17 protein-coding genes and 1 tRNA gene are annotated in these 16,069 nt (G+C 67.8%); 14 read left to right on the forward strand and 4 right to left on the reverse strand.

The window, feature by feature from the left end:
* The first annotated feature begins 7 nt into the window (after positions 1 to 7).
* The 11 genes from DMH03_RS00920 to DMH03_RS00970 all read left to right on the forward strand — a co-directional run bounded on the left by DMH03_RS00920 (position 8) and on the right by DMH03_RS00970 (position 9,659).
* Complete coding sequence (locus tag DMH03_RS00920) at positions 8 to 367, forward strand: hypothetical protein (RefSeq protein WP_125790126.1); 360 nt, start codon at positions 8 to 10, stop codon at positions 365 to 367.
* The gene (locus tag DMH03_RS00925) at positions 367 to 834 is read left to right on the forward strand and encodes a Pycsar system effector family protein (protein ID WP_125790127.1); all 468 of its coding nucleotides are present in this window, start codon (positions 367 to 369) and stop codon (positions 832 to 834) included. Before DMH03_RS00920 ends, DMH03_RS00925 begins: the two co-directional genes overlap by 1 nt.
* A 158-nt stretch (positions 835 to 992) precedes the next feature.
* A complete protein-coding gene (locus DMH03_RS00930; protein WP_233611215.1) occupies positions 993 to 1,412 on the forward strand; it encodes an RRQRL motif-containing zinc-binding protein in 420 nt (139 codons plus the stop codon).
* On the forward strand, positions 1,409 to 1,723 hold the full coding sequence (locus tag DMH03_RS00935) for a hypothetical protein (protein ID WP_125790129.1): 315 nt from the start codon (positions 1,409 to 1,411) through the stop codon (positions 1,721 to 1,723). Before DMH03_RS00930 ends, DMH03_RS00935 begins: the two co-directional genes overlap by 4 nt.
* A complete protein-coding gene (locus DMH03_RS00940) occupies positions 1,723 to 2,670 on the forward strand; it encodes a hypothetical protein (protein ID WP_233611216.1) in 948 nt (315 codons plus the stop codon). The genes DMH03_RS00935 and DMH03_RS00940 overlap by 1 nt, the downstream gene beginning before the upstream one ends.
* Positions 2,670 to 4,934 carry a cell division protein FtsK gene (locus DMH03_RS00945; RefSeq protein WP_125790130.1) on the forward strand — a complete coding sequence of 755 codons (2,265 nt, stop codon included), beginning with the start codon at positions 2,670 to 2,672 and terminating at the stop codon, positions 4,932 to 4,934. Before DMH03_RS00940 ends, DMH03_RS00945 begins: the two co-directional genes overlap by 1 nt.
* A gap of 232 nt (positions 4,935 to 5,166) precedes the next feature.
* A complete protein-coding gene (locus tag DMH03_RS00950) occupies positions 5,167 to 5,799 on the forward strand; it encodes an HNH endonuclease family protein (RefSeq protein ID WP_233611218.1) in 633 nt (210 codons plus the stop codon).
* Between the two features lie 38 nt (positions 5,800 to 5,837).
* Positions 5,838 to 6,710: a bifunctional DNA primase/polymerase gene (locus DMH03_RS00955; protein WP_125790131.1), complete on the forward strand. Its 873-nt coding sequence runs from the start codon at positions 5,838 to 5,840 to the stop codon at positions 6,708 to 6,710.
* Positions 6,710 to 7,864: a DUF3631 domain-containing protein gene (locus DMH03_RS00960; RefSeq protein ID WP_125790132.1), complete on the forward strand. Its 1,155-nt coding sequence runs from the start codon at positions 6,710 to 6,712 to the stop codon at positions 7,862 to 7,864. Before DMH03_RS00955 ends, DMH03_RS00960 begins: the two co-directional genes overlap by 1 nt.
* Positions 7,865 to 8,103: 239 nt before the next feature.
* Entirely contained in the window at positions 8,104 to 8,292 is a 189-nt protein-coding gene (locus DMH03_RS00965) for an AlpA family transcriptional regulator (protein ID WP_044855770.1), read from the forward strand.
* Positions 8,292 to 9,659 (forward strand): integrase, encoded by a 1,368-nt coding sequence (locus DMH03_RS00970; RefSeq protein WP_125790133.1) that lies wholly within the window; start codon positions 8,292 to 8,294, stop codon positions 9,657 to 9,659. The genes DMH03_RS00965 and DMH03_RS00970 overlap by 1 nt, the downstream gene beginning before the upstream one ends.
* A gap of 131 nt (positions 9,660 to 9,790) precedes the next feature.
* Here the strand turns inward: DMH03_RS00970 and DMH03_RS00975 are convergent.
* Positions 9,791 to 9,872: transfer RNA gene (locus DMH03_RS00975), tRNA-Tyr, on the reverse strand.
* Between the two features lie 119 nt (positions 9,873 to 9,991).
* On the opposite strand from DMH03_RS00975, the gene DMH03_RS00980 reads away from it, so the two are divergent.
* Positions 9,992 to 10,483, forward strand: coding sequence for a YajQ family cyclic di-GMP-binding protein (locus DMH03_RS00980; RefSeq protein ID WP_005152002.1), 492 nt, complete (start codon positions 9,992 to 9,994; stop codon positions 10,481 to 10,483).
* Positions 10,484 to 10,532: 49 nt separating this feature from the next.
* Here DMH03_RS00980 and DMH03_RS00985 read toward each other — a convergent pair whose 3' ends face one another.
* The gene (locus DMH03_RS00985; RefSeq protein WP_125790134.1) at positions 10,533 to 11,213 is read right to left on the reverse strand and encodes a hypothetical protein; all 681 of its coding nucleotides are present in this window, start codon (positions 11,211 to 11,213) and stop codon (positions 10,533 to 10,535) included.
* Positions 11,214 to 11,397: 184 nt separating this feature from the next.
* Here DMH03_RS00985 and DMH03_RS00990 point away from each other — a divergent pair, with 184 nt between their 5' ends.
* Together DMH03_RS00990 and rfbA are read left to right on the forward strand one after the other, a co-directional pair.
* Complete coding sequence (locus DMH03_RS00990) at positions 11,398 to 12,546, forward strand: sialidase family protein (RefSeq protein WP_125790135.1); 1,149 nt, start codon at positions 11,398 to 11,400, stop codon at positions 12,544 to 12,546.
* 51 nt (positions 12,547 to 12,597) lie between these two features.
* Entirely contained in the window at positions 12,598 to 13,479 is an 882-nt protein-coding gene (gene rfbA, locus DMH03_RS00995; RefSeq protein WP_125790136.1) for a glucose-1-phosphate thymidylyltransferase RfbA, read from the forward strand.
* On the opposite strand, the gene DMH03_RS01000 is transcribed toward rfbA, so the two are convergent.
* A complete protein-coding gene (locus DMH03_RS01000; protein WP_125790137.1) occupies positions 13,469 to 14,785 on the reverse strand; it encodes an NtaA/DmoA family FMN-dependent monooxygenase in 1,317 nt (438 codons plus the stop codon). The two genes, rfbA and DMH03_RS01000, sit on opposite strands and share 11 nt — an antisense overlap.
* A 3-nt stretch (positions 14,786 to 14,788) precedes the next feature.
* Positions 14,789 to 15,859 carry an LLM class flavin-dependent oxidoreductase gene (locus DMH03_RS01005; protein ID WP_125790138.1) on the reverse strand — a complete coding sequence of 357 codons (1,071 nt, stop codon included), beginning with the start codon at positions 15,857 to 15,859 and terminating at the stop codon, positions 14,789 to 14,791.
* Between the last annotated feature and the right edge of the window lie 210 nt (positions 15,860 to 16,069).

Below are 16,069 nucleotides of genomic sequence, written 5' to 3' on the forward strand. Positions count from 1 at the left end.
TCCCAGGATGAACCTGGAATCGAACGAAGGGGACCCGATGAGGTCGGCACAAATCTCCCGCCGTCAGGCCGAAGCGTCTTTTGACGGGCTGGAGTTCGATGTTTCTGCTGTTCAGGCTGCCGCGCCGATGGCGTGGGACTTCCTGGAGTACACCGACGAAGAGCGCGAGGTTGACGCGCTGATCGCGTCGGTTGACGCGGAGCTGGCGGCTGCGACTGTTGCGGCGGATGTGCGGGTGACGCACTCGTTTACCGACGTCCGCCGGGCGACCCGCTCGGAGCGCCGTAGCGGCCGGACGGTGCTGCGGGCGTTGCCGTCGCTGCTGGACGCCACCGCTGCCGCGTCGTCTGAGGGCGAGGCCGCGTGATGCACACCTTCGATGAGGCGTTGCCGCAGGTCCAGCGGGCTCACGAGCACGTGCGGGACGACCTGCGTAAGGCGGATACGAAGGCGCAAGCGCTGTTGTCGGTGGTGGCTGCGGTGCTGGCCGGTGTGGTCGCGCTGTCCACGCGGTCGGTGTCGCCGGTGGCGATGGTCGCGCTGTGGGCGGCCGCTGTTCCGGTGTTCGGGGCGGTGTTGGTGCTGCTGTCGGCCCTGCGTCCCCGGATTTCGCAGTTCCCCACGCCGGGGTCTTGGCTGCACGCGGTCTACCACGGTCCGGCCGCGCTGCTGGAAGCGGCGAGCTCGGCGGCCGCGCAGACCATCGCGGCGGACGTGGTGCTGATCGGCGGGGTCGCGGTGCGGAAGTACCAGCGGATTTCCCGCGCTGTCGGGCTGCTGTTCGTCGGGATCTGCGTCCTCGCCGTCGCCCTGGTGCTGGCGGTGCTGACATGACGGCCCGGCTGATCTTCTCCACCGTATCCGCTGTTTCTGACCCCGACCTGCGCGGCTCGAACCGCCAAGAACGCTCCGCGCAGACCGGGACTCCCCACCACCACGCAGGTAGCTACACGGGAAGGCCCCTCATGGTACGGAGCAGGAAGCAGAACGTCGTGCACATCGCTGACGGCGACACCACCCTCGTGGCGCTGGCCCAAGGGACCCGGGACGGGCTCCCAGTGTTCGGGTGGGGTGAGGCCCCGGCCGGACTGCTCACCACCACCCAACTCCGGGCGGCCGGGCTATCGCCCGCCGGGCTGGACCCGCTGGCGTTGCTGGTGTTCCGCCACCGCAAGCCCTACGCCCGTCTGACCGTGGCGGAGCTGTATTCCGCGGTTGCGGCGGCCACCCGGCCGGAGCCGAGCGAGGCACAGCGCACCGCCCGTTTGCGAAACCTCGAGTTCGCTCACCGGGCACTGCGCACCTGCGTGGACTGCGCGCAGGAGAAGGACTACCGCATGCCGACCAGCACCCGTCAGTGCTGGTCCTGCCTGGAAATCGAGATGGCCAACGCCGTGGAGGTGGCCGCATGAACACGCACACCCTGATGATCCTGGGTGGGCTCGCGCTGGTCGGTGTGTTCAGCGTGTGGCGTGCCGGGCGGAAGTCCGCCACGAAGGCGCAGAAGGGCGTGCGGGAGGTGACCCGCATGACTGGCAACACCATCCGGCTCATCCTGGCCACCGCCGTCATCGCGTTCGTTCAGTGGCTCGTGGTTGTGAAGATCGGCAACACCACCGCTACCTGGATCGCGCTCATCGTCCCGGCCATGTTCGCCGCCGCCACCATCGTGCGGCTCATGGCCATCACCGAGGTCGTCACCACGCGGGGAGGTCGTCACTGATGAGCATCGAAACCGTTGCCGGGCCGCAGGACGCGCAGCACGTGCCGCTGTCCGAGGCGGACAAGCTCCGTCAGGATGCCGAGTCGGCTGCTCAGGTCCGCCGTCTGGCCAACCACCCCGACGTGATCGCGCTGCGGGTGGAGAAGGTCCGCACACAGATCGACGTGCTGTTGTGGGTTGGGATCTTCCTCGGTCTCGCGTTCACGATGGTCAACGTCCAGGCTTTCGCCGCCTCCGGTGCGGCCGTGTGGTCGCTGGCGTGGCTGTCCGCGTGGTTGCTGGATCCGATGGTGTCTCTCGTGCTGGTCGCGGTGCTGCGGGCGGAGCAGATCACCGCCCGGTACCAGGTCCAGACCGGGCGGTGGGCGCACCGGACGAAGTGGTTCGCGTTCCTGGCCACCTACGTGATGAACACGTGGAAGTCCTGGACCCACTTCGACGTCGCGGGGGTGGCGCTGCACTCGGTCCCGCCGGTGCTGGTGTTCCTCGCCGCCGAGACCGCGCCCGTCCTGCGGGACAAGCTCACCGAAGCCGTCATGAAGGCCGCCGGGCACGCCTTCACCGGCGAGGCGAATACGCAGGAGACGGCCCCGGCCGCCGAGGTCACCCCCGCCGTACCCGCCGAGACCCCGGACGCGGACGAGACGGTGCCGACGCCGGCACTCTCCCCGGCCCCGGCTCCGCGCCGCACCACCCGCAAGGCCAAGGCGCCCGCCAAGCAGGGCCGCAAGCTACGCGCCGATTACCTCGCCGAGGCCCGCGCCGCATGGGCTCCCGGCATCGAGATCACCCCGGCCTGGGTGCGTGAGGTCTGCCCCGAGGTCTCGCGCGGCACCTCCAAGAACGTCGCCGACGACCTGATCGCCGAAACCCGCACCGCGCCCACCGTCCTGCCGGTGCCAGCCCCGACCACCACCGCCCGCACCGACTCGGAGGAGGCCGCCTGATGTCCACCACCGCCGACCACACCCCCGCATCCGCGAACGGCCCCGAACCCGAGAGGGACACAACGGTGAACACGCCCAACCCGACCCCGGACACCACCTCTGACGAACGCCCGGACGGCCGCGTCGTGAACGGCAACGTGGTGGAGTTCAAGCCGGGCACCGCCCACGCCCCGGAGGAGATCCCGGCCCCGCGCGACACCGCCGCCGTGGTCCGCTCGGACGTCGTCGACGCGGAGATCGTGGACGAGTCCGAGCCCGCCACCTCCACGGTGAAGGTGGACCCCAAGGATGTGAAGAAGTCCTGGTGGGAGACCGTGTCCGACGCCAAGGCCCGGCCGCTGGTCGCGTCCTGGCTGCTCTCGGCCGAGGAGTTCAAGTCCCGCGCGAAGTTCCTCGTGCAGCTCGCCGGACACCAGACCGCGTTCCACGCGCTGCGGGTGCCCGTGTACGTCCCGAGCGCGTTACTCAAGGCGCCGGGCGCGCTGTGCCGGGGCACCGTTCGTGTACACCGCTGGGTGTTCGACGCGGAGTCGAAGCCGGTGCGCATGGACGCCCGGGATCGGGCCGACGTGAACGAGTACATGAGGTTGCGCGAGGCCCGCAACGAGACCGTTCGCCGCCGGTCCGCGCCGGTGATGGTCGGGGTGCTCATCCTCATCGGGATCGTGTACCTGGCCATCACCTATGTCACGCCGTTCTGGAACTGGACCATCCTCATCACCGCCATGACGTTGGTGGGCTGGTTCGGGGCGCCGAAGGACAAGCCCGTGGCCGGACGTGCGGTGGACAGCGCGAAGGCGCCGAAGCTCACGTCGTCGATGATCGAGGACGCTCTTGGGGCGCTGGGTATCGCGGGGATCAACCAGGCCCTCGCGAAGGGCAAGGGCATCGGATTCCCCTCGCCGATCGTGCGCGACGGCCCCGGATGGCGCGCGGATATCGACCTGCCGCCGGGCGTCACGGCCGGGGACGTCATCGACCGCCGTGAACGGCTCTCCTCTGGCCTGCGTCGTCAGCTTGGGTGCGTGTGGCCCGAGGGTGACCCGACCATCCACGAAGGCCGCCTGATCATCTGGGTCGGGGATAAGGACATGTCCACCACCAAGCAGGCCCCGTGGCCGCTCGCCAAGCCGGGCGCGACGGTGGACCTGTTCAAGCCGCAACCGTTCGGCACGGACCAGCGCGGCCGGTGGGTGCCCATCACCCTCATGTTCGCCTCCGGGGCCATCGGCGCCATCCCTCGCATGGGCAAAACCGTGTCCCTGCGCGAAATCCTGCTCATCGCCGCCCTCGACCCGCGTTCGGTGATCTACGCCTACGACCTCAAGGGCACCGGCGACCTGTCCGCTCTGGCGCAGGTCTGCCACGGCTACGGCGTCGGCGACGACCCCGAGGACATCGAAACCGCCGTCGTCGAACTCCGTGCCCTGCGGGAGGAACTGCGCCGCCGCGCGAAGGTGATCCGGAACCTCCCGGAGGACGTGTGCCCGGACAACAAGGTCACCCCCGCGTTGGCGTCCCGGAAGGATCTGGGGTTGGCGCCGATCATCATCGGGGTGGACGAGTGTCAGGTGTGGTTCGAGCACCCTGAGCACGGCGACGAACTCAAGGAAATCGCGACTGACCTCGTGAAACGTGGTCCCGCGCTGGGTATCGGGCTGTTCCTCGCCACGCAGCGACCGGACGCGAAGGCCATCCCGACCGACATTTCGGCGAACCTGTCCATCCGTTACTGCCTGAAAGTCATGGGGCAGACCGAAAACGACATGGTCCTGGGCACTTCGCAGTACAAGAACGGCATCCGCGCGACCACCTTTGCCTGGTCCGACAAGGGGATCGGCTACCTGCGCGGCGAAGGATCGGACGCGCAGATCACCCGGTCCGTCTACCAGGACGGGCCGACCGCCAAGCGTATCGCTGCCGGTGCCCGCAAGCAGCGCGAAGCCCTGGGCAACATCACTGGCTACGCCGCCGGGGAGGAAGTCGACCTGGAGACCGCCCGCCTGGACACCCTCGCCGACGTCCTGAGCGTGTTCGAGAAGGGCGAGGAGAAGCTCTGGTCCGATGTGATCGTGTCCCGGCTCGCCGAGCTGCGCCCGTCGACCTACGGGAAGTGGAACCCGGCCGCCCTGGCCACCGCACTCAAGCCGGACGGGGTGAAGCCTGGACAGGTGTGGGCCACCGACCCCGAAACCGGCAAGGGCAGCAACCGCAACGGCTACACCCGCGACGCCCTCACCAAGGCCCGCGATAACCGAAAGTAGTCGGCGAGTGGAGCTAGGGGCGCTCCGCGCTCTAGACCGGAGCGCCCCTAGACCTAGACCCCCACTCTAGAACCCCGCGAACTTCTGACCAGGACTCTAGGGACCTAGACCACCCCCGCGCCGACCAGCGGAAACCCACGGAAACCCCGGCTAGCCGCCATCGCCACCGGCCCTAGCCCTAGCTCAACGCACCCAAAAAAGACACACACAGTCACCGACGATAGGACACGCTTTGACCACGCACACCACCGGCCGCGCCATGTTCGCCGCCGTCCCGCTCGCCCTCGTGACGCTGTTCGTCACCGGCTGCGAGGTCCCGGCTGCCACCGGAACCCCCGGCACCCTCGACGCCACCACCGTCACCCGGCAGCTCGCCAAGCTCGCCGTGAAGCCCGCCGACACCGGCGCCCACTACAGCCGTGACGACTGGCCCCACTGGGACTCTGTCGGCAAGGGCTGCAACCGGCGCGAGGACACCCTCAAGACCCAGGGCCGCAACGTCACCACCGGCAAGGGCTGCAAGGTCCTGAGTGGAGAGTGGACCAGCCGCTACGACGGCGTGAAGGTCACCGACCCCGAAGCCGTCGACATCGACCACATGGTGCCGCTCAAAGAAGCGTCTCGCTCCCACACTCGCGACTGGACCGAGGCACAGCGGACCCGCTACGCCAACGACCCCAACGTGTTGGTCGCGGTGTCGGCGAAGTCGAACCGCTCGAAGGGTGACCAGGACCCCGCCAAGTGGCTGCCCGCCAAAGACCGGTGCGGATACGTCGCGCACTGGGTGCGGGTGAAGACCACCTACCGGATGAGCGTCGACCAGGCCGAGCACGACGCGATCGCCGCCGTCCTCAAGCGCTGCTGACCGACTGTCCCTGACTGTCCACTGTGGAAGGTAGTTCGATGACCGCGCACGCTGGAAACCCGCTCTTGGACTGGGCGCTGTACCTCGCGGGGATGGGATGGGCCGTGTTCCCGCTCGCGCCGGGAACCAAGCGGCAGCCCGTCGTGAAGGACTGGGAGAACCGCGCCACCACCGACCCCCTCCGTATCCGCCGGTGCTGGTCAGCCGACCGCTTCAACATCGGCGTGGCCACCGGGCCGTCCCGGTTGGTCGTGGTGGACCTGGACATGCCCAAGGATGGCAGCGGCCCGGACGGCGTGACCGCCCTCGCCGCACTCGCCGCCGAACGCGGCGGACCGATCCCGGACACCTACACCGTGAGCACCCCGTCCGGTGGGCGGCACCTGTACTACCTCGCCCCGGCCGGAACCACGCTGCGCAACAGTCAGGGACAACTCACCTCCTGTGTGGACACACGAGCGGGAGGCGGATACGTGGTGGGGCCGGGGTCGGTGCTCCCCAACGGCGCCTACGACCTCGCCGACGACACCGACCCCGTGGAACTGCCGGGCTGGTTGGTCCAGGTGTGCGCGGAACGGCGCTCTACGGCCAACTCAGGGCCGCTTGAGATCCGCTCTACGGACACCAGCCGCTACGGGTCCGCTGCACTCGCCGGGGAGTGCGACCGCGTCCGCAACGCCACACCAGGCACCTACAACGAAGTCCTCTCCAGCGCGGCCTACACCATCGGCCGCAAGGTAGGCGCCGGAATCATCGACCACGCCACCGCCCGCGCCGATCTCATCGCCGCCGGGGAAACCCTCATCGGCTCCGCCCACTGGCCGCCCAACGCCCGCGAAGTCGTCCGCGTGGTGGACGCCGGGCTGACCGCCGGTGCCCGAAACCCTGTCACCCGAGGAAAGGCCGCCTGATGACCGTGCCCGCCCTGCGGGTGGTGTCGCCTCCCCGTGAGCCGACCGCCACGTCCGCCGATGGCGCCGAAGTCCTGGATCAGATCGGAGAGTTCGTGTCCCGCTTCAACGTCTTCCCGTCCGAGCACTGCGCCCCGATGCTCGCGCTCTGGTACGCCCACACCCACGCCGCCGAGCACTTCTACATCACCCCGCGGCTTATCCTCTCCTCCGCCGAGCCCGGTAGCGGGAAGACCCGCGTTCTGGAGGTCGCGCAGTACCTCGTGGCCTCACCGGAGATGACGTTGTCCGCCTCACCGGCCGCGCTGTTCCGGCTCGTGTCCGCCGCACCGATCACGATCCTGTTCGATGAGGTGGACGCCATCTTCAACCCGAAGAACACCGGCAACACCGAGGACCTGCGCGCGCTGCTCAACGCCGGATACAAGCGGTCGGCGACGATCCCGCGCTGTGTCGGCGACGCCAAGGCCATGGCAGTGCAGCGGTTCAAGGTCTACGCCCCCGCTGCTTTGGCCGGCATAGCTGGGCACATGCCCGACACCATCACCACCCGCGCCATCACCGTCCACATGCGTCGCCGCGCACCGGGCGAAACCGTCGAACCCTTCAAGACCCGCCGCATCGAGTCCGAGGCCGAACCCCTGCGGGACCGGCTCGCCGACTGGGTTCGCAGCGTCGCCGAACAGGTCGGCGAGGCCGAACCCGAGATGCCCGACGGCGTCACTGACCGCTCCGCCGAAATCTGGGAACCGCTGCTTGCCCTAGCCGACGCCGCCGGAGGCGACTGGCCGGAGAAAGCCCGCGAAGCCTGCAAACATTTCGTGGCCAACAACAACCCGCGCGCCGGAAGCATCGGAACCCGCCTGCTCGCAGACCTCCGCGATGTCTTCACCGCGCACCAGGCCGAACGGCTGCCCACCACCGTCATCCTCGAATCCCTCCACGCGATGGAGGAAGGCCCCTGGGCCGACTACTACGGCAAGCCGTTCGACGCCCGCCACCTGTCCAAGGAACTCGGCAGGTACGGGGTGGAAGTCCACGCGTTCAAGCACAACGGCACCACCGCCAAGGGCTACCGCACCACCGGAGAAACCGGCCTTGCCGACGCCTGGACCCGCTACCTCCCACCGCCCGAAACCGGGGATTCCCGGTAACTGCGGTAACCCCGGTAACCGTGCAGGTCAGACGGTTACCGAGCCGAAATCGCTGCGGTAACTGCGGTAACCCGGTTACCGAGGTTACCGAGCCGAAAATCCCTCGGTAACCGTCTGACCAGCGAAGTTACCGAGGTTACCGCAGTTACCGACAACACCCGCTCAAGCCGTCAAGGAGACCGCCATGCACGTCGCGCACGCCACCACCACGCACCGCCGCGCGAGGAGAACCCGCCACCATGGCCACCACGAACTGGCTCACAGTCGCCGAATTCTGCGCCGAAATGAAGATCTCACGCCGGACATTCCAGCAATGGCGCGCCACCGGGCGCGGACCTAGCTGCCTGAAACTTCCGAACGGCGACCTCCGTATCCGCCGTTCTGAATACGAACGCTTTCTGGACCTGTGCGAGGAGGCTGCCGCCTGATGGCGACTACACATGACGTCCGCATCTGGAAACTCGAAAAGTACGAGGGGAAGCAAAAGACAACCTATCGAGTTCGCTGGGTTGTCGACGGCGAACGATTCGGCGAAAGCTTCGAAACCCTCGCACTCGCGGACAGTTTCCGCTCCAAGCTGCTCACGGCCGCCCGTGAGGGTGAGGCGTTCGACACCGAGAGTGCACTACCGGTCTCAATGCTTCGCGCGACCGAGGTCAAGTCTTGGTTCACGTTCGCGTGCGAGTACGCAGACATGAAGTGGCCGGAATCGTCGCCCAAGTACCGCGCTTCTCTCGCAGAGTCCCTGATGACCATCACGGTTCCCATGCTCAAGGGGAAGCCGCCGTGCGATCCCAAGACCCTGCGAAAGGCCCTCAAGACCGCCTTCAACCTGAACACCCGGAACGCTCCTCAAACCGACGAAGTCCGACAGGCTCTCTCGTTCGCTGCGAAGGCGAGCCGCAACGTTGGCGAGTTGGCGAATGCGGACACGCTGCGCACTGTTCTACGCGCCCTGGATCTCAAGCTGGACGGAAAGAAGGCAGCGACCAACACCGTTCGACTTCGCCGCGTCGCCCTCGGAAACGCCATCGAGTACGCAATGTCGCCCGAACAAAAGCTTCTGACGGCGAATCCGGTTGAGGACGTGAAGATGAAGAAACGAAAGTTCGTCGTCCATGAGGTGGACCCGAAATCCGTCGTGAATCCGATTCAGGGGCGAATGCTGCTCAAAGCAGTCGGCACGATCGGGAAGCAGGGGCCGCCCCTGGTCGCGTTCTACGGGCTGATGTACTACGCCGCTCTCCGGCCGGAGGAGGTAGCGAACCTGAACAAGGCTGACCTGTCCCTCCCCAAGGAAGGGTGGGGAGATCTGCTCCTCAGGAGGGCGCGCCCGGAGATCGGGCAGGAATGGACGGACTCCGGCGAGGCATCCGAAGAGGGGCCGCTCAAGCACCGGGCCGAAGAGGAGGAGCGGACGGTGCCGTGCCCACCTCAACTCACAGCCCTACTCCACGAGCACCTACGCCAGTTCGGGACCGCGCCGGACGGCAGGCTGTTCCGAGGAGCCCGCGACGGCGGCCGCGTCGGCAGCTCGGTCTACGGCCGAGTGTGGGCTACGGCACGCGAGAGGGTTTTCACGGCTGAGGTGGCCGCTGGACCGCTGGGGAAGCGTCCCTACGACCTTCGCCACGCTGCGGTGTCGACGTGGCTCAACGGCGGTGTGGAGCCCACGCGGGTGGCCAAGTGGGCGGGACACAGTCTCTCTGTCCTGCTGAGGGTCTACGCGAAGTGCCTCGACGGCGGAGAGCAGGCCGCCCGAGACCGCGTGACCAGGGCTCTTGGTGGCGAGTAGGCCCCGGGGAGCTTTGGGGCGTATTTGGGGCGGACAGCCGCCTACAGCCGCGCAGTGCTGCACACAACTGCACATAACAAGATCGGCCCCCTGACCTGGTTTCGCAGGTCAGGGGGCCGATCTTGCTGGTGTGGCGAGTGAGGGATTCGAACCCCCGAAGGCTGTGCCGTCTGATTTACAGTCAGATCCCTTTGGCCGCTCGGGCAACTCGCCGTGGCCGGGTGTCCCCGGCCGAGACGAAAGAATACCCAATGCCATGGCGGGCCGGTCAACCGGGTTCCGCAGGGCTAGGGTGGAAGCTCCTGACAAGCGAGTACGAGGTGTGAGAACACGTGGCGGATCCCTCTTTCGACGTGGTGAGCAAGGTCGATCGCCAGGAGGTGGACAACGCCCTGAACCAGGCCAGCAAGGAGCTCGGTACACGGTTCGACTTCCGGGGCACCGGGACCAAGATCGACTGGTCCGGCGAGGAAGCGATCGCGATCGAGTCCGAGACCGAGGAGCGGGCGCTGGCGGCGGTCGAGGTGTTCAAGGAGAAGCTGATCAAACGCGGCATCTCCCTCAAGGCCTTCGAGGCGGACGAGCCGGCGTTGTCCGGCAAGATCTACAAGGTCGGCGGCAAGATCCTGCAGGGGATCGCGTCGGACAAGGCGAAGCAGATCGCCAAGTTCATCCGCGACGAAGGCCCCAAGGGGGTCCAGGCGCAGATCCAGGGCGACCAGCTTCGGGTGTCCGGCAAGAAGAAGGACCAGCTGCAGGACGTGATCGCCTTGCTGAAGGGCAAGGACTTCGAGATCGCGCTGCAGTTCACGAACTACCGCTGACAGCCGCATCGACAAGGCCACCTTCGGAAGAAGGTGGCCTTCGTCCTGTCTACGACGCGGTGATCGTCCAGGTCCCGTCGCCTTCCAGCGACACGAAGGCCGGGCCGGACACGGGCACGCTGCCCTTGTAGTCGCCGAGCTGGTTCACGGGCAGCTCCGCGTAGTCGCCGCTGCGCACCCACACCGCGGTGTTCCCGTTGCCTTTGGTGGTGACGGCGACCGACGAGACGGCGTCGGGCACGGCGAAGACCGCGTCGCGCTTGCCCGAGAGCGGTTTGCCCGGTTGCAGCACGGGCAGTCCGCGTTCGTCGGTGATGGTCAGCGTCCAGGCGGCGTTGGCCTTGACGGTGAACGTCTTCGCCCGGTGGTCGGGCATGTCGTTGATCCACTGCGTGCCCTTGTACGGGCCGATGTCGTTGACGATCAGCTCGTTCTCGGTGTTGACCGCGACGTGCCCGGAACACTTCGGGCAGTCGAAGGTCACGAAGCCGATGCGCATCGGCCAGGCCATGGGGACCGACGCGTTCCCCTTCCCCGAGTGCTTCTCTTCCGACTGTGGGCCGGGCCGCGGGGTGGTGGTGGACGTCGGCGGCGGGGTCGCCGAAGGTGTGCGCAGTCCTTCCGGAGCGGCCGCCTGCGGGACGACACGGCCCAGGTTCGGCGGCGAACAGGCCGGCAGTCCGATGGTCAGCAGCACGGCACTCAACGCCGCGCCCAAGCGCCTGATCACGTAATTCCCCCCAGTCGAACCCGTCATCGGATCTTCGTCGGCCGATAGCCCAGCGTTACCGGACCACCCGGCCGAGCGATTCAGGACACTCGGACGTGGGTTTCCGCCGCGACGCCTTCGAGGGAGTCCTAAAGGGACAAATGCCCGTGTTGTAATCCGGCGATCGCGTTCGAGGAAGGTCACGATGAAGCGCCGTTTCAGCACCGCACTCGCCTTCGCGCTGTCACTCACGGTGATCGCGTCCCTGTTCACCGCCGCGCAGGCCGCGGAACGGCAACAGCTCGTGCCGGGCTACGGCTCGTACCCCCGGCTCATCCGCTTGGAACACTCCTCTGTCGGTCGCGGGCGCATCCTGGCGTCGCTGACCAGCGAAGACGCGAGCGGCAAGTTCACGCCGATCATGGAAAGCACCGACGAGGGCCAGACCTTCCACAAGGTCGGCGAGGTCCGCGACCGGGACGGCCGCCGCGGTATGTGCTGCGGGACGCTGTACGAGCTGCCGCAGCGGGTCGGCAGGCTTCGCGCGGGCACCCTGCTGTGGGCCGCGAGCTACCGGCAGGACGCCGGGCCGCAGCGGCGGATCGGCATCAAGATCTGGTCCAGCCGCGACGCCGGCCGCACGTGGTCCTTCCTTTCCGAGGCCGCCCGCTCCCACAACCACGACGGCATCTGGGAGCCGGAGTTCACCGTCGACGCGGGCGGCACACTGTGGCTGCACTACGCCGACGAGACCGAGGCGCCGCAGTTCGCGCAGGTGATGAACCGGGTCGCCTCCACCGACGGGGTGAACTGGGGCACCAAGCAGCGCACGATGGCCATCCCGCCCCATCGGGTGCGGCCGGGAATGCCGATCATCCGCCGTCTCCCCGACGGCCGGTACTACCTGGCCTACGAAATCTGCAACTACCGCGACCGCTACTGCGACCCGTACTTCAAGATCTCCTCCGACGGCGCCAACTGGGGCGACCCCCTCGACCCTGGCACCCGCGTCACCACCGCCAACGGCAACTACTTCCAGCACGCCCAGACGATCGCGCTGTTCCCCGGCGGCCCGAACGGGGTGCGGCTGGTGATGGTCGGGCAGATCTACACCAACGCGGCCGGTGTCCCGCAGGGCAAGAACGGCAAGGTCCTGCTCGCCAACGACAACTTCGGCGCCGGGCACTGGTACGAGCTGCCCGCGCCGGTGCACATCACCGGCATCCACAACAACTTCTGCCCCAACTACAGCTCGACACTGCTCCCGGTCGACGGCGGGAAGAACGTGCTGCAGATCTCCACCGAGTACAACCTCGGCTGCAAGGCGTATTTCGCGAAGGGACCGGCGTTCTGAGCCACCCGGTAGTGTGAGGCCGAGCGATCGGCTACGAAGCGGGGGCATCGCATGAAGGGCATCGTGCTGGCCGGGGGCAGTGGGACGCGTCTGCATCCCATCACCCAAGCGATCTCGAAACAGCTGCTACCGGTCTACGACAAACCGATGATCTACTACCCGATCTCAGTGCTGATGTTCGCCGGGATCCGCGAGATCCTGATCATCTCGACCCCCGTCGACCTGCCGCATTTCCGGCGGTTGCTCGGCGACGGCAGCCAGTTCGGGCTCAGCTTCAGCTACGCCGAACAGGCCGCCCCCAACGGGCTGGCCGAGGCGTTCGTCATCGGCGCGGACTTCGTCGGCGATGACGACGTCGCGCTCGTGCTCGGCGACAACATCTTCTACGGCCAGGGGTTCTCCAGCAGGCTTCAGGCCGCGGCGACCACGCTCGACGGTTGCGTACTGTTCGGCTACCCGGTCAAGGACCCGCAGCGCTACGGCGTCGGCGAGATCGACGCCGACGGCAAGCTCCTCTCCATCGAGGAGAAACCCGAGAAGCCGAAGTCGAACAAGGCCATCACCGGCCTGTACTTCTACGACAACCAGGTGATCGAGATCGCCCGCGACCTCAAGCCCTCCCCTCGCGGTGAGCTGGAGATCACGGACGTCAACCTCACCTACCTGCGGCAGGACCGCGCGACCCTGATCGATCTCGGGCGCGGGTTCGCCTGGCTCGACACCGGAACGCACGACTCGCTGCTGGAGGCCGGCCAGTTCGTGCAGGTCCTCGAGCACCGGACGGGCGTCCGGATCGCCTGTCTGGAGGAGGTCGCGCTGCGGATGGGCTTCATCGACGCGGACCAGTGCTACGCGCTCGGCGCCAAGCTGTCGAAGTCCGGCTACGGCGAATATCTGATGAACGTCGCGCGCACCCAGGGCGCTACCTGCTGAACAAGTTCTCCCGCAGGGTGTCTCCGGTGTAGTCGGTCCGGAAGACACCCCGTTCCCGCAGATACGGGACGACGTCGTCGACGAACGCGTCCAGCCCACCAGGGGTCAGATGCGGCACCAGCACGAATCCGTCGGCGGCGTCGCTCTGGACGTATTCGTCGATCGACTCCGCGACCTGCCGGGCGGTGCCGACGAACTGCTGGCGCGCGGTCACCTCGATGACCAGTTCGCGGATCGAGAGTTTCTTCTCCTCCGCGATCGCCCGCCATTTCGCGGCCACGGCCAGCGGATCCTTCTCGTGCCGGACGCGGCCCCAGGTCAGCGGTTCGGCGTCGGGATCCGGGTCGACCTCGGGGAGCGGGCCGTCGGCGTCGTAGGCGGAGAGGTCGCGGCTCCACACCTGTTCGAGGAACTGGATCGCGGTGGCCGGGCGCACCTGCTGGTAGCGGATCTCACGGGCGTACTCGTGCGCGTCCTCCTCGGTGTCGCCGAGGACGAACGTCGCGGCGGGCATGATCAGCAGCTCGCCGGGCTCGCGGCCGTACGCGGGCAGCCGTCGCTTGACGTCGGCGAAGAACTCCTTGCCGCTCTCCAGTGAACCGTGGCGGCTGAAGATGACGTCGGCGGTCTTGGCCGCGAACTCCCTGCCCTCGTCGGAATCGCCTGCCTGGATGACGATCGGCTGCCCCTGCGGGGTCCTCGGGACGGTGAACTCGCCGCGGATGTCGAACTGCGGTCCACTGTGGACGAATTGCTCGATGCCGCGCGCGAAGACGCCGTTCTCCTTGTCCCCCACCAACGCGTCGGGCGCCCAGCTGTCCCAGAGTTCCCGCACGGTAGCGAGGAATTCTTCGGCTCGGCGGTAGCGGTCCTCACGTTTCAGGAAGCCGCCGCGGCGGAAGTTCTGTCCCGTCCACGCGTCCGGTGAGGTGACGACGTTCCACGCGGCGCGACCACCGGAGAGGTGGTCGATGCTCGCGACCTGCCGCGCGACCTCGTACGGCTCGTTGAAGGTCGAGGAGAGCGTGCCCGCGAGGCCGAGCCGGGTGGTGACCGCGGAGAGCGCGGCCAGCACGGTGGTGGTGTTCGGCCGCCCGACGACGTCGGAGTCGAGGATCTGGCCCGCGTGCTCGCGCAGGCGCAGGCCCTCGGCGAGGAACAGGAAGTCGAACTTGCCCCGCTCGGCCGTGCGCGCGAGATGTTCGAAGGACGAAAAGTCGATTTGGCTACCCGAACGCGGGTCGCTCCACACGGTCGTGTTGTTGACGCCGGGGAAGTGTGCGGCGAGTTTGACCTGTTTGGGCATCTGTCACGCCTCCGCGTACTGGTTGGCGGCGACCCCGAGGCCGAGATGGTCGCGCAGGGTGGTGCCGATGTAGGCCTGCCGGAACGCGCCCGCGGCCTGGAGCGCGGGGACGGTCTCGGCGGTGAAGAACGCCAGGTCGTCGGGCAGGACGGCGGGCCGGATGTGGAAGCCGTCGAGTCCGTTGGACGCCGCGAGGCGTGGCAGTTCGGTGGCGAGGTCGGTGGGAGTGCCGGTGAAGCTCAGGCTGTGCGGGAAGGGCGCGTAGGCCTCCAGCGCGCGACGGCGGTCTAGGGCGGCCTGCTCGGTTTCGGCGAGCACGATCGACAGGCCGGCGAGAAGTTTGGCGTCGGGGAAACGCTCGCGGGCGCCGCGGATCTCGTCGATCAGGACGACGTCGGCGCCATGCGCGTAGGGCGAGTCGCCGTACACCGCGACGACCGGGTGGCCTTGGGGCGGACGCGGCGTGATCGAAGGTCCCTTGATGCTGAAGAAGCGGCCTTCGAAATCGACGTAGTGCAGTTTCTCGCGGTCGATGAAGCGGCCGGTCGGCTCGTCGCGGATGATCGCGCCGTCCTCCCAGCTGTCCCAGAGTCGCGCGATGACGTCGACGACCTCGGCGTTCTCCGCTTCGGCGTCCGCCTCGGACGGCAGGGTGCGCCTCCCGAAGTGCGCGACCTCGGCTTCGGTGCGCGAAGGCACCGCGAGGACGCCTGCGCGGCCGCGGCTCGCGAAGTCGAGCGAAGCGACGGCCGTCGAGATGTGGAACGGCTCGGTGTGCGTGGTGGTGACCGTCGGGACGAGGCCGATCCCGCTGGTCACGGGGGCTATCGCGGCGAAGGTGAGCAACGCGTCCAGTCGGCCTCGGACGACCTCTTCGCCTCCGGACTGGAGCGCGAGGGTGTCGTCGAGGGTGACGAAGTCGAGCGAAGCCGCTTCGGCGAGCTTCGCGTGGGCCAGGTAGTGGGCGGCGGTGAACAAGGCGACCGGTCGGACGTCGGAAACCCGCCAGGCGGCCGGATGCTGCCCGGCCCCGTCGAGCGCGACCCCGAGGTGCAACTGCTGTGCGGAACCCATGCCCGGGGAACCCCCGCGCGCACCCCTCGATTCCCCCTCCCACGAGGTGGGAACCGGATCGCGTTTAGCCCGCTAACTGCGCTCCGGTGGCGACTTGCGTTTAGCCCCCTAATCGCGATCTGGGGAGCGGAGCGCGTTTAGCGGGCTAATCGCGATCCGGGCGACGTGTCGCGTTTAGCGGGCTAATCGCGCTCTGGCGGGCGCGTCGCG

This window comes from Amycolatopsis sp. WAC 01376 (genome assembly GCF_003947415.1).
Lineage (GTDB): Bacteria > Actinomycetota > Actinomycetes > Mycobacteriales > Pseudonocardiaceae > Amycolatopsis.